Source organism: Thermoflexus sp. (genome assembly GCF_040289485.1).
In the GTDB taxonomy this organism is placed as follows: domain Bacteria; phylum Chloroflexota; class Anaerolineae; order Thermoflexales; family Thermoflexaceae; genus Thermoflexus.
Genome location: NZ_PSLG01000055.1, coordinates 1 through 13,844, shown reverse-complemented (window position 1 = coordinate 13,844; position 13,844 = coordinate 1). Strand labels below are relative to the sequence as shown.

Sequence of the window (13,844 nt, the reverse complement as noted above, 5' to 3'; positions counted from 1 at the left end):
GCACCGCGTAGAACTCAAACGGCGTCAGCCCATGCCAGGTCATCCGCGCACCTCCCTAAGGGTGAACTCCGAGGCTGGGGGAATGTGAGGAAAGTCGCAAGCCCATTTTACAAATTCCCGACGGATGGGTCAAGCCCGGGGCGCCTCCTCCCCAAGGGAAAGGTCGCTGGGGTCTTCGGACAGAGCGACGGCCGTGCCGGCGTGGGCCGCGGCGCTCACCCACAGGTTCCCGGTGAGGCCGAAGACCGCTGTCCCCGCCAGGGCGCCGGCCCACCAGTGGATCGGAGGCGGGCGGCCCTGCCGCGACCATGCCGTCCGGATCGTCCCCCAGGCGATCCCGAAGGCCAGCCAGGCGGCCGGAAGCGGATCGGCGGGGAAGAGGAACATCCCCAGCGGCGCCCGCAGCAGCGCCAGCAGGGCCTCCCACCCAAGGGCGGCCAGCCCGGCCTCCCAGGCCTCGCGCCGGCAAGGAAGGGCCAGCGTTCCGCCCCGCCACCGTTGCAGGACCAGGATCGTCCCCCCGGCGTAGAGCCCGGCGAGCCCCAGGCCCCGGACCCAGTCGGCCACCGGCCAACCCAGCCCGGTCCCCGGGGCCAGGGGAAGCGGACCTTGAAGTCCCACGTCCTGCCGACCCACCCATCCGCTCTGGAGCACCAGAGAGAAAGGTAAGAGGCCGTAGAGGGCGGGCCCGATCCCCTCCAGAACCGCCCGCCAGGGTTCCCGGAGCCGGCGCAGGAACATCGGAGCCAAGGCTCCGGCGGCCAGCCCCGCCAGCCCGACGAGGACGAGCGGCAGCCCGGTCGTCACCTCGCCTCCTCCGCCGCTGATGGGGCGTCCCGGGGAGCGCGCGGGAGGGGGATCCGGAGCTGCACCCGGGTGCCCTGGCCCGGGGCGGAATCGATTTGGAAATCCGCCTTCAAGAGGTCGGCCCGCTCCATCATGCCCAGCACCCCCAGGCTGCCCCGACGTCCGGCGTCGACCCGCAGGGCGAGGGGGTCAAAGCCGCGGCCATCGTCTTCGACGCTGACCGAGAGGCCATCGTCTGCAAGCCGCATGCGGACCCAGACGTTTTGGGGCTCGGCGTGTTTGCGGGCGTTGTTCATAGCCTCCTCCACGATGGAGAAGACCAGGGCGCGGGCGTTGGGATCCAGCACCGCATCCACCCGGGGGTCGATGTCTAGGTGCACGGCGAAGGGCTCCACCTCTCGGATCTTCTCGGCCAGATGGGTCAGGGCGGCATACAGCCCCTGGGATTCCAGGATCAGGGGACGGAGGCGGAAGAGGAACTGGCGCAGTTCTTGGACGGCCCGCCGGGCGATCTGCTCCGCCTTCTCCAGTTCCTGAGGAAGTTGCTCGGGGGCGTGCTGGAGCAACTTCTGCAGGAAGTTGAGCCGCATCGCCAGGACGGCGACAGTCTGGGTGGGGCCGTCGTGGAGCTCCTGGGCCAGCCGCCGCCGCGCCTCTTCTTCGGCCTCCACCAATCGCTCCTTCTCTTGTTGGAGCGCGTGATAGAGCCAGGCGTTCTGGAGGGCGATGGAGGCATGGGCGGCGATCACCTGCAGGAGATCCTGGCGCTCCGGTGGAAAGGCCGCCGGATCCGGGCTGCCCACCACCAGCACCCCGTAACGCTCCGGCCCCACCCCCAGGGGGATCACCACGGCCTGCGCGCAGATCCGCATGGCCGTCAGGCTGCCCAGTTCCGGGTCCTGGGCGGGGGCGCCCAGGACGGGGCGCCCGCTCTCCAGGGCCTCCCGAAGAGCCCCGCTGCGGCCCGCCAGGCGGCTGCGCTCGTCGCGCGGGGGCAGGCGGCGGGCCACCGCCACCCGAAGGCCCTCCGGATCCAGGAGGGCGATGAACATGGGCGGCAGGGGGACGGCGTGGCTCCGGAACAGGCTCTCGCTGACCTCCAGGGTGGCGTGTAGGATTTCCTCGATCTGGCGCATCTGGGCGAGGGTGGTGGCCAGTTCGAAGACCGCCTGGGTCTGCTGGCGGGCCTGGGCCAGCAGGCGCCGTTGGGCGGCCTCTTGGGCCCGCAGTTCGTGAACGATCTCGCGCTTCAGCCGGTCCCCCACGGCCCCGGCGACCAGGGCGCCCAGGGCCAGCACCATCCCTTGGACCAGCAAGGGGGTCACCGGGAGTAGCGCGCCGGTCCGGATCCATCCCCACAGCCCCAGGCCGCCGATCAACCCGAGGGTGACCAGTTCGCCGGCCCACCAGCCGATGCGCAGGGCCGCCGTCAAGATCGGGAAGAAGGCGAAGAACAACAGGGGGCTCTGGAGGCCGCCGGTGGTGGCCATGAAGGCCAGGGTGATCAGGGTGTCGCCGGCCAGGGTGAGGGTGGGGAGGGGAAGGGGCGAGCGGATGAAGAGCAGGGCCAGGATCACCAAGAAGTTGTAAAGCCCGGTGAGCAGCAACAAGAGGACGAAGGGCCCCTCGGAAACCTGTCGGACCTCCGGGCTGAGGGCCGCCGCCAGGGCCAGGGCCACGATCAGCAGCCAGCGCAGGTTCCCCAGGATCCACTCCATCTGCGCCGTTCCGGTCGGCGCCCAGCGCACCCGATGATCCTCCATTCCCAACATCCCGCTGCGAAATCGATCCCCTGCGCCCCGCAGGCTCCGCGAGGAGGATCTGAGCCCATCCTACCCGAAGGCCCTGAAATCGGCCAGAGGGGATGGGGTGGGGGATTCCTCATCCTCCGGGCCGAGGTCTGTCCGGGCGCGGCCCGCGGGGGTTTTTCCCGACCGCGTTCGGTGCGCTAAGATGATCCGAAATCACAGAAGGAGAGGACAGCGGTGGTGGGGGATCAGCCGCTGCGACGGGACGTGCGCCTGTTGGGCGATCTGCTGGGGGAGGTGCTCCGGGAACAGGCCGGCCCGGAGCGGTTCGCCCTCGAGGAGGAGGTCCGGATGCTGGCCCGGGCCCGCCGCGCCGGCGACGCGGAGGCGGCCGCGCGGTTGCGCGCCCTGCTGGAGACGCTGGATCTGCCCGCGCTTCAGGTGGTGGCTCGGGCCTTCACCATGTTCTTCGACCTGGTAAACTTGGCCGAGGACCGCCACCGGGTTCGGGTGTTGCGGGCCCGGGAGCAGGCAGCGCACCCCCAGCCCCGGTCAGAGTCCATCGCCGAGGCCTTCGCCCGCATGAAGGCCGCCGGCCTCTCCCCGGAGGCCGTCCGTCGGCTCCTGATGGACCTCTCTGTCGAGCCGGTCTTCACGGCGCATCCCACCGAGGCCAAGCGACGGACGGTCCGGGGGATCCTCGGGCGGATCCGCGCCGTCCTCGCCGCCCTGGACGCGCCGGATCTGCTCCCCCGAGAGCGGGAGGACCTGCTGCGCCGCCTGCGGGCGGAGATCACCGCTCTCTGGCAGACCGACCTCACCCGGGTGCGCCGCCCCGCGGTGACCGACGAGGTGGAGAACGGCCTCTCGTTCTTCGTCCGCACCCTCTGGTCCCTGACCCCTCGTCTCTATCGGGACATGCGGGACGCGCTGGGGGCGGCCTATCCGGAGATCGCGGATCCGTTGCCGGTTTTCCTGCGCTTCGGCTCGTGGATCGGCGGGGACCGCGATGGCAACCCGCGGGTGACGGCAGAGGTCACGGCCTGGACGCTGCAGCGGCATCGGGAGGTGGCCCTCTCGCTCCACCTGGAGCAGGCCCGCGCCCTGTTCGTCGCCCTGGGGGTCTCTACCCGCCAGGCGCCGATCTCCCCGGGTCTGGCCCGGTCCTTGGCGGAGGCGCTGGAGCGGTGGCCGGCCCTGCGGGAGCGCCTCGCGCGGCTTTCCCCCTATGAGGCCTACCGGCAGTGGATCGCCATCATCGCCTGGCGGCTGGAGCAGACCATGGCCTGGGACCCTATGGCGGACGGTGCCCCGCCGGAGGGTGCCTATCGGTCGGCCCGGGAGCTGGTCGAGGATCTGGAGCGGATGCAGGAGAGCCTGCGGGAGAACCGGGGGGCGCGCATCGCGGAGGGCCTGCTGTGGGATTGGTGGATCCAGGCCCGCGTGTTCGGCTTCCACCTCGCCCGATTGGACGTGCGGCAGGAGGCCCGGCGCCACGCCGGGGCGGCAGCGGAGTTGCTGGCGGCCGGGGGCGCCGGGGTGGATTTCCAGGCCCTGCCGGAGCCGGAGCGGGTCGCCGTGTTGCTGGAGACCCTCCCGCAGGCGGCGGGGCTGGCCGCCCGGGCGCAGCCCTCGCCGGAGACGGCGGAGACCCTGGCGGTGTTCCGGCTGCTCTATCGGGCGGCCCAGGCCTACGGCCCCGAGGCTGTGGGGCCCTATCTCATCAGCATGGCCCGCAGCCCCTCCGACGTGCTGATGGTCCTTTGGCTGATGTGCGCAGCCAACGGCCTGACGGAGCCCCCCGCGTTCTTCCAGGCGGCGCCGCTGTTTGAGAGCATCGCCACCCTGCGGGCGGCGCCGGCGACCCTGGAGGCGCTTTTCGCTCTACCCTTCTATCGCGCCCATCTGGCGCGCCAGGGGGACCATCAGATCGTTATGGTCGGCTACTCGGACAGCACCAAGGACGGCGGCTATCTGGCGGCTGTGTGGGCCCTGTATCGGGCCCAGGCAGAGATGGTGCGGGCCGCCCGGGCCCACGGGGTCACGCTGACCTTCTTCCACGGCCGCGGGGGAGCCCTGGGCCGGGGCGGGGGGCCGGCGGCCCGCGGTATCCTGGGCTTGCCCCCGCAGGCTGTGGCCGGGCGTCTCCGCATGACGGAACAGGGAGAGGTTCTGGCGGAGCGCTACGACGACCCCCACATCGCCTACCGGCATCTGGAGCAGGTCCTCTGGGCGACCCTGCTGGTTTCGGCCCTCCCGGGCCCCGAGCCTCGGCCAGAGTGGGTGGAGGCCATGGAGGAGATGAGCGAGGCCGCCTACCGGGCCTACCGGGAGTTGCTGGAGGCGCCGGGGTTCCTGACCTATTTCCAGTATGCGACGCCCATCGACGGGGTCGAGCGCTTGCCCATCGCCTCCCGCCCGGCGCGGCGGCGGCCGGAGCGGCGCCTGGAGGAGCTGCGGGCCATCCCCTGGGTGTTCTCCTGGACCCAGAGCCGCCACCTGTTGCCGGGCTGGTTCGGCCTGGGCAGCGGGATCGAGGCCTTCGTCCGGCGAGCGGGGGCGTTGGGCTGGCAGCGCCTGGAGGAGATGCATCGGGGCTGGCCCTTCTTCCGGGTGGTCCTGGCGGACGCGGCCCTGGCCCTGGCTAAGACGGACCTGGGGATCGCCCGGGCCTACGCCGAATTGGTTCCCGACGCGGAGGTCCGGGAGGCCCTCTGGCGGCGCATCGAGGCAGAGTATCACCGGACGCGGCAGGCCCTGTTGCGGATCACTGGCTTGCCAGACCTGCTGGAGGACATCCCCTGGCTGAAGCGGTCCATCCAGGTGCGCAACCCCTACGTGGACCCGTTGAACTTCATCCAGATCCTGCTGCTGCGCCGCTGGCGGGAGCAGCCGGAGGCCGAGGCACTGCAGGAGGCCCTGTGGCTCACCATCCAGGGGGTGGCCGCCGGTCTGCGCACCACGGGATAGCCGGGGCGGGGCCGGTCGGCCCCGCCCCTTTGGCTCAGTCCTCGCCCGCGAACAGCGGGATCCGCTCGAAGCGGACAACATCCACGAGGCCCTGGTCGGTGAGTTTGAGTTCGGGGATCACCTCCAGGGCCAGGAAACTCAGGGTCATCAGGGGGTTGGGCAACTCGCTGCCCAGGGCGCGGGCCGCCGCCAGCACCGCGTCCATCTCCCTCCGGACCGTCTCGATGGGCTGGTCGGACATCAGCCCGGCGATGGGGAGGGGGAGGCGGGCCAGGACGGTCTCGCCCTCCGCGGCGGCCATGCCCCCACCCGTCTCGGCGATGGCGCGGACGGCGGTCTCCATCGAGCGGTCGTCGGCGCCCACGACCACGATGTTGTGATGGTCGTGGGCCACCGAAGAGGCCAAGGCGCCGCGGCGCAGCCCCATCCCCTTCACGAAGCCCAGGCCCACCTGTCCCGTGGCCCGGTGCCGCTCGATCACCGCGATCTTGAGGAGGTCGCGCCCTGGGTCCGCCACCGCCTCCCCGTCGGCGATGGTGGCTTCCTCGATCAGATGCCGCGTGATCACCTGGTCCCGGACCACCCCGATGACATGGATGCGGCGACCCCGTGCCGGGATGCGGAAGCGCACCTGGTCCCAGGCGATGTTGATCGTGTGGCGCAGGGCCACCTTGCGGTTGGGGGGCTCCCAGAGGGGCCGCCCGTTTTCGGCCACCAGGACCCCGTGGCGGAAGACCAGTTCGGGGCGGAGGTCGTAGAGGTCGGAGAAGACCACCAGGTCCGCCAGGCGGCCGGGGGCGATGGCCCCGCGGTCGTGCAGCCGGTAGTGCTCGGCGGTGTTCAGGGTGGCCATGCGGATGGCGGTCACCGGGTCGAGGCCCAGGCGCACCGCCTTCCGGATGAGGGCATCGATGTGTCCCTCGTCCAGCAGATCGGCGGGGTGGCGGTCATCGGTGCAGAAGCAGAAGCGACGGCTGTTGGCGGGAGTGATGGCGGGGAGGAGGTCGGCCAGGTTGCGGGCCACAGAGGACTCCCGCACGAAGACATACATCCCCAGGCGGGCCTTCTCCAGGGCCTCCGCCGCGGTCGTGCACTCGTGGTCCGAGGACATCCCTGCCGCCGCATAAGCCACCAGGTCGCGGCCGGTCAGTTGCGGCGCGTGGCCGTCGCGGACCACGTGGGCGAAGGCCCGGAGCTTGTCGAGCACCACCGGATCGCCGTTGATCACGCCGGGGTAGTTCATCATCTCGGCCAACCCCAGCACCCAGGGGTTGGAGAGCAGGGGCCGCAGATCATACCAGTAGAGGGTGGCGCCAGCCGTGCCCAGGGGGGAGGCGGGGACGCAGGAGGGAAGCATGACAAAGACGCTGAGGGGGTTATACTTGGCCGCGTTCAACATATAACGGATGCCGTCCAACCCGAGGACATTGGCGATCTCGTGGGGGTCGATGATCACGACAGTGGTGCCGTGGGGGACAACGGCGCGGGCGAACTCCGGCGGAGGGACCATGCTGCTTTCGATGTGGACGTGGGCGTCGATGAACCCGGGGGCGACGAAGCGGCCGCGGAGGGGGATGACCTCCCGCGCGGTGTATCCTTCCCCGACGCCGACGATCCAGGAGCCTTGGATGGCGATGTCGGCCTCGTAGATGTCCCCGGTGAACACATTGATGAGGCGCCCTCCCTGGAGGAGCAGATCGGCCGGCTCCTGACCGCGCGCCAGGCGGATCCGATGGGCCAGTTCCATAGCCGTGCCTCCTGTTCCCAGTCTTGGGCGGGGATCGCTCCGCTCGCAAGCGATGGGTTTTAAGGAAAAATTATAATGGGTCCGCACGCCATCGCCAAGGGCAGGCGGCGGCGCCCCATGCCCCGACGCCTGCGGGGGCACAGCCCGCTGCGCCCCTACGACGCACCCCGGGTTGACAAAGGGGACGGGGATGGGCTATAGTCTTAAAAAAGCCCGAAGGCGAACCGTTCCAAGCGAGCCCTTGAACGGCGATGACGGAGACGAGTAGGCCCGGGCCGTCGTGCCCAGCGAGTCCGGAGGGGGTGGGAGCCGGATGCCGACGTCGGGCCGAAGATCCCTCCCGAGCCGGCGACCGAACGCCCGCCCTGGCGGGTCAGTAGGCTCGCCCGGGATTCGCCCCCCGTTATCCAGGGCGCGGGGATCGTGAGGGAATCCCCTTGCCGTCCCCGTGAGGAGCGGCCCGGTAGAACCGGGAAGAAGGGTGGCACCGCGGGAGCGTCGGCTCCCGTCCCTTTGGGGACGGGAGCCGATTGTTTCAAAGGGGGGAGATGGATGGAGACGCGATTGCTGTATCCGACGGACGCCTATCTGCGGACCTTCGAGGCCACAGTGGTGGCGGTCGAAGGATCGGCGGTGGCGCTGGACGCCACCGCGTTCTACCCCGGCGGGGGTGGGCAGCCCCCGGATGAAGGGATCTTGACCGACGGCCGGCAGGTCTGGGTGGTCCGGGCCGTCCGTCGTCAGGGCCCCTGGGTCTGGCACACGGTGGAGGGGGAGCCACCGGCGGTGGGCCAGAGGGTGCGGGGCGAGATCGATTGGGAGCGCCGCTACGCCCTGATGCGCACCCATACTGCCCTCCACATCCTCTGTGGGGTGGTCTGGCGGGACTACAGGGCCAAGGTCACTGGAGGGAACATGGAACCCCTGCGGGGACGCATGGACTTCGAGTTCGAAACCCTGACCGGAGATCGGGTCCGGGAGATCGAGGCGAAGATCAACGCCGAGGTCGCCGCCGCCCGGCCGGTGCGGGTTTACTTCCTTCCTCGGGAGGAGGCCGACCGCCACCCCGACCTCATCCGCACCAAGGTCAACCTCCTGCCCCCGGACCTCCAGGTGGTCCGCGTGGTCGAGATCGAGGGCCTTGACCTCCAGGCCGACGGCGGCACCCACGTGGCCAACACCCGCGAGGTAGGCCGCATCCGTATCGTGGATTATAAGAGCAAAGGAAAGATCAATAAACGCATTGAAATAGCCATAGAGTGTTGAAAGAATGGCCATAATTGATCAGGGAGGGAGCTATGTTTCAGCCAGTCCCGGCGAAAGTGAACTTTCCCAGGCTGGAGGAGGAGATCCTGGCTTTCTGGAGGGAGCGGCGGATCTTCCAGCGGTCCATGGAGCAGACCCGGGGCGGGCCGCGCTATGTCTTTTATGAAGGCCCGCCCACGGCCAACGGCCTGCCCGGCATCCATCACGTGCTGGCCCGGGCCTTCAAGGACCTCTTCCCTCGATACAAGACCATGCGGGGCTATTTCTGCCTCCGGCGCGGGGGGTGGGACACTCACGGGCTGCCGGTGGAGCTGGAGGTGGAGAAGGAACTGGGGTTCACTTCTAAGGCGGACATCGAGCGCTACGGGATCGCGGAGTTCAACCGACGCTGCCGGGAGAGCGTTTTCCGCTACGTCAAGGAGTGGGAGGTCCTCACCGAGCGCATCGCCTTCTGGATCGATCTCCAGGACGCCTACATCACGCTGAGCAACGAATACATCGAGTCGGTCTGGTGGATCCTGCGCCAGTTCTGGGACCGGGGGCTGCTTTATCAAAGCTACAAGGTGGTGCCCTATTGCCCCCGCTGCGGCACGCCCCTTTCGGACCACGAGGTGGCCCTAGGCTACCGGGAGGACACCGAAGATCCCTCGGTCTACGTGAAGTTCCCGCTGCGAGAGGAAGAAGGGACCTACTTCCTGGTCTGGACCACCACACCGTGGACGCTGCCGGGCAACGTGGCCCTGGCCGTCCATCCGGAGGCCACCTATGTGCTGGTGGAGCAGGAGCGGGAGGGGACGGTCGAGCGCCTGATCTTGGCGGAGGCTCTCCTCGAGAAGGCCCTGCGGGGCGACTTCCGGGTGGTGGCCCGGATGCCGGGCCGGGACCTGGCGGGGCTGCGGTATCGGCCCCTCTACACCTTCCTGCCTGTGGAAAAGGAGGCCCACTACGTGGTGACCGCCTCCTTCGTCAGCCTGGATGAGGGGACCGGCATCGTCCACAGCGCCCCGGCCTTCGGCCCCGAGGACATGCAGCTGGCCCGGGAATATGACCTTCCTGTCCTGGTCACCGTCGACCCCCGGGGGCGCTTCGTCGACGAGGTCACGCCCTGGCGCGGCATGTTCGTCAAGGACGCCGACCCGCTGATCATCGAGGATCTGCGGCGGCGGGGCCTGTTGTATTTCGCCGGGACGTATCTGCACACCTATCCTTTCTGTTGGCGGTGTGGAACGCCGCTGCTGTATTACGCCCGCACCTCCTGGTTCATCGAGACCACTCGGTTCAAGGACCGCCTGGTGGCCCTGAACCGGACCATCCGCTGGTATCCGCCGCAGATCGGCGAGGGCCGCTTTGGGAACTGGCTGGAGAACAACGTGGACTGGGCCCTGAGCCGGGAGCGCTACTGGGGCATCCCCCTCCCCATCTGGGAATGCCCCCGCTGTGGCCACCGGGAGTGCATCGGCTCCTACGCCGAGTTGCGGGCCAAGGTGGAGGCCGCTGGGTTCCGCTGGCCCGAGCCGTGGGACCCCCATAAACCGTATGTGGATGAGGTCCGCTACCGCTGCGAGCGGTGCGGCGATCTGATGCAACGGGTTCCCGAGGTCATCGACGTCTGGTTCGACTCGGGGGCCATGCCCGTGGCCCAGTGGCATTACCCTTTCGAGAACCAGGAGGTGTTCCGCGAGCAGTTCCCCGCCGATTTCATCTGCGAGGGGGTGGATCAGACGCGAGGCTGGTTCTACTCGCTGCACGCCATCGCCACCTTGTTGTTCGACTCGGTGGCCTTCAAGAACGTGATCTCCCTGGGCTTGGTCCTGGATGAGAAGGGCCAGAAGATGTCGAAGTCCCGCGGCAACGTGGTGGATCCCTGGGAGGTCATCAACGTCCACGGGGCCGATGCCCTGCGTTGGTATTTCTACACGGTCTCCCCGCCGGGCCAGGAGCGCCGCATCTCTGTCAACCTGGTGGGGGATGTGGTGCGCACCTTCCTGCTGACCCTGTGGAACACCTATCGTTTCTTCGTCACCTACGCCCGCCTGGACGGCTTCCATCCGCGGGTGGTCCCTGCGCCTCCCGTCGCCGAGCGCCCGCCGCTGGACCGGTGGATCCTGGCCGAGCTCCACGCGTTGATCGGGGAAGTCACTGAGGCCCTGGAGAACTACGATCCCACCACGGCCGGCCGGCGCTTGGCCGCCTTCGTGGACGATCTCTCCAACTGGTATGTGCGGCGCAGCCGGCGTCGCTTCTGGAAGAACGAGAACGACGCCGACAAGGCGGCCGTGTATCACACCCTCTATGAGTGCCTGGTGACCCTCTGCCATCTGCTGGCTCCCTTCATCCCCTTCACGGCCGAGGCCCTCTACCGCAACCTGGTGGTCCCGGTGAACCCGGAGGCCCCCGAGAGCGTCCATCTCTCCCGGTGGCCGGAGCCGGATCCCACGCGCGTGGACGAGCGCCTGCGGGAGGAGATGCGGCTGGTGATGCGCCTGGCCAGCCTGGGCCTGGCCGCCCGCAACGCCGCCCGCCTCCGGGTCCGCCAACCTCTGGCTCGGGTCGCCTTCCGGGTGCGCACCGCAGAGGAGGTGGAGGCCGTCCGCCGCCTGGCCGACATCCTGTTGGACGAGTTGAACATCAAGGAATTGACTTTCATCCAGGACCTCTCGGAGGTGGCCGACCTGGAGGTCCATCTGCGGCCGGACCGCCTGGGGCCGCGATATGGGGCATGGTGGCCGGTGTTGGAGGCGGCCTTCGCTGGGCTGCCGCCGGCGGTGGTGGCGGCGGCGCTGCGGCGGGGGGAGACGGTGGCCGTCCGCATCGACGGGGAGACGGCGGAGGTGGGTCCGGAGGACGTGGAGATCCGCTACCGGCCGAAGCCGGGCTGGGCCTTCGCCGCGGAGGGGCCGTATGGGGCGGCGGTCTGGACGGAGATCCCGCCGGCGCTGCGGCAGGAGGGGCTGGCCCGGGAGGTGGTCCGCCGCATCCAGGAGTTGCGCAAGCGGGCGGACTTCGACGTGGCCGACCGTATCGTGACCTACTACCAGGCCGATCCGGCGCTGGCCGAGGCCATCGCCGCCCACGCGGCCTACATCCAAGCGGAGACCCTCTCGGAGCAGTTGCTGCCGATGGCGCCGCCCCCCGAGGTGGAGGCGGTGGAACGGGCCACCATCGATGGGATGGCCCTCCTGCTGGGCCTGCTCCGGGTCGCCCGCGGCTGATCCCTTGGGCTCCAGGAGCCATCCGAGGCCCGTGGGGATGGCGCGGGGCTACAATACTGGTCAAATCCGGTAAGGGAAGTGGGGATGCCGTTGCGGTTCCTGACAGCGGGCGAATCCCACGGGCCGGCGCTGGTGGCCATCCTGGAGGGCCTGCCGGCCGGCCTGCCCGTGGATGTGGAGGCCATCCACCGGGACCTGGCCCGTCGGCAACGCGGCCTGGGGGCCGGCCCTCGGATGCGGATCGAACAGGACCAGGTGGAGATCCTCGGCGGGGTCATGGAGGGTCAGACCACGGGAGCGCCCATTGCCCTGCGCATTGAGAACCGGGACCATGCCAAGTGGCGGGGGCAGGAGATCCCCCCGATGACGGTGCCCCGGCCGGGGCACGTGGATCTGGCGGCGGCCATCAAATACGGCTACCGGGATCTGCGGCCGGGCCTGGAGCGGGCCTCGGCTCGGGAGACGGCCGCCCGGGTGGCGGTGGGGGCCCTCTGCAAACAGTTCCTGGCCGCCTTCGACATCCAGGTGGGCAGTTACGTGGTCCAGATCGGCCCGGTTCGAGCCGACCTCCCCGAGGACCTCCCGTATCCGCTCCGTTTCGAGCGGGCGGAGGCCGACCCTGTCCGCTGTCCCGATCCGGAAGCCTCGGCGCGGATGCAGGAGGCCATCGCCCAAGCCGTCCGGGAGAAGGACACCCTGGGCGGGGTGATCGAAGGGGTGGCCCTGGGGGTGCCACCGGGTCTGGGATCCCACGTGCACTGGGACCGGCGGCTGAGCGCCCGGCTGATGATGGCCCTCGGCAGCATCCCAGCGGTGAAGGGGGTGGAGATCGGCGATGGATTCGCCTTGGCCGCCCGGCGGGGCACCGAGGCCCAGGATGGGATCTTCCGGGAAGGGGACCTGCTGGTCCGCCGGACCAACCGGGCCGGCGGTATCGAGGGGGGGATCTCCACCGGGGCCCCCATCGTGGTCCGGGTCGCCTTCAAGCCCATCGCCACCACCTTGACGCCCCAGCCCTCCGTGGATCTCTCCACGGGGGAGCCGACCCCTACCCGCTACGAGCGCTCCGACTTCTGCCCAGTCCCCCGGGCCTGTCCCATCGTTGAGGCCATGATGGCCTTCGCCCTTGCCGATGCCCTTCTGGAGAAACTGGGGGGCGACACCCTGGCGGAATGCCAGGACCGGTTCCGCTGCCTGCGCGGGGCTCGGCTCTCGGACCTCACGCTGGAGGCGACCCCGCGGTGCTTCTGGCCGTGAGCCGGCCGGTTTCACGTGAAACATCGGCCGGGGGGATGGCCTATCGCCAGCGGGTGAGGATGGTCTCTCGCTCGAAGAGGGCGACGGCGAGGGCCAGGAGCAGGGCGTCCAGCCCGGCCAGAAACAGCGCCAGCAGCAGGGGGAGGGTTTCGGAGAGCCACAGGAAGCCCAGGCTTTGGGCGATGATCAGGCCCAGGAGGGGCAGCACCACCACCATCCCGATCTGCTCGGCCAGGCGCGGGTCGTTGACCCGGGAGGAGACCATCAGGCCGAGGAGGGTGGCCATCAGGGTGAAAAGAGGGCCCAGGACCAGGACCTGGAGCCAGGCGGTCGGCCCCCACAGGACAGCGAAGGCTGCCGGGTGGATCCGCAGTAGCGCCGCGCCAAGGACCACCCCGAGGTAGGTGAGGAGGCTCAGCCCGATCCCCGGGAGGGCGGCGGCCAGGGCCTTCCCGGCCAGCACCTCGGCCGTGGTCACCGACGTGGCCAGCAGCGGCTCCAGGGCCTTCTCCCGCTTCTCCCCCACCACGCTGTAGGCGGCGATGGTCATGGGGATGGCCATCGGGCCGATCCAGAAAAGCAGCATCCACTGGCCGATCAGGAAGACCTCCATTTGGGCCTGGGGGGGAAGATCGGCCAGCCGGCGGGCCAGGGCGGGGGGCAGTTCGCCGGTAGATCCCCAGGAGGGCGGGATCTGGCGGAGGCCGATCATGGTGGCCACCGGGAGGGCGAGGAAGAGCAGGGGGAGGATCACCAGCAGCATCGCGACATACCGATTGCGCAGGGCGTCGTGAACCTCTTTGTCCAGGACAGCGAAGATCCGCTCGGGTCGCATCG

General features: G+C 69.6%; 8 protein-coding genes. 4 read left to right on the top strand and 4 right to left on the bottom strand.

Annotated features, from left to right (window positions below; all coding sequences use genetic code 11):
* Positions 1-129: 129 nt before the first annotated feature.
* Both C4313_RS09160 and C4313_RS09155 read right to left on the bottom strand, forming a co-directional pair.
* The gene (locus C4313_RS09160; RefSeq protein ID WP_352429560.1) at positions 130-807 is read right to left on the bottom strand and encodes a hypothetical protein; all 678 of its coding nucleotides are present in this window, start codon (positions 805-807) and stop codon (positions 130-132) included.
* The gene (locus C4313_RS09155) at positions 804-2,570 is read right to left on the bottom strand and encodes a sensor histidine kinase (protein WP_352429559.1); all 1,767 of its coding nucleotides are present in this window, start codon (positions 2,568-2,570) and stop codon (positions 804-806) included. The genes C4313_RS09160 and C4313_RS09155 overlap by 4 nt, the downstream gene beginning before the upstream one ends.
* Before the next feature lie 222 nt (positions 2,571-2,792).
* On the opposite strand from C4313_RS09155, the gene ppc reads away from it, so the two are divergent.
* Positions 2,793-5,525: a phosphoenolpyruvate carboxylase gene (ppc, locus tag C4313_RS09150; protein WP_352429558.1), complete on the top strand. Its 2,733-nt coding sequence runs from the start codon at positions 2,793-2,795 to the stop codon at positions 5,523-5,525.
* Between the two features lie 34 nt (positions 5,526-5,559).
* On the opposite strand, the gene ade is transcribed toward ppc, so the two are convergent.
* On the bottom strand, positions 5,560-7,272 hold the full coding sequence (gene ade, locus C4313_RS09145; RefSeq protein WP_352429557.1) for an adenine deaminase: 1,713 nt from the start codon (positions 7,270-7,272) through the stop codon (positions 5,560-5,562).
* 552 nt (positions 7,273-7,824) lie between these two features.
* Between ade and C4313_RS09140 the strand changes: the two genes are divergently transcribed.
* The 3 genes from C4313_RS09140 (at position 7,825) to aroC (ending at position 13,007) form a co-directional block, all read left to right on the top strand.
* Positions 7,825-8,538, top strand: a complete 714-nt coding sequence (locus C4313_RS09140) for an alanyl-tRNA editing protein (RefSeq protein ID WP_352429556.1) — start codon at positions 7,825-7,827, stop codon at positions 8,536-8,538.
* Between the two features lie 32 nt (positions 8,539-8,570).
* Positions 8,571-11,750 carry an isoleucine--tRNA ligase gene (gene ileS, locus C4313_RS09135; protein ID WP_352429555.1) on the top strand — a complete coding sequence of 1,060 codons (3,180 nt, stop codon included), beginning with the start codon at positions 8,571-8,573 and terminating at the stop codon, positions 11,748-11,750.
* Positions 11,751-11,834: 84 nt separating this feature from the next.
* The gene (aroC, locus tag C4313_RS09130; RefSeq protein ID WP_352429554.1) at positions 11,835-13,007 is read left to right on the top strand and encodes a chorismate synthase; all 1,173 of its coding nucleotides are present in this window, start codon (positions 11,835-11,837) and stop codon (positions 13,005-13,007) included.
* Positions 13,008-13,047: 40 nt separating this feature from the next.
* Here aroC and C4313_RS09125 read toward each other — a convergent pair.
* A partial coding sequence (locus C4313_RS09125) for an ABC transporter permease subunit (RefSeq protein ID WP_352429553.1) occupies positions 13,048-13,844 on the bottom strand: 797 nt, incomplete at its 5' end.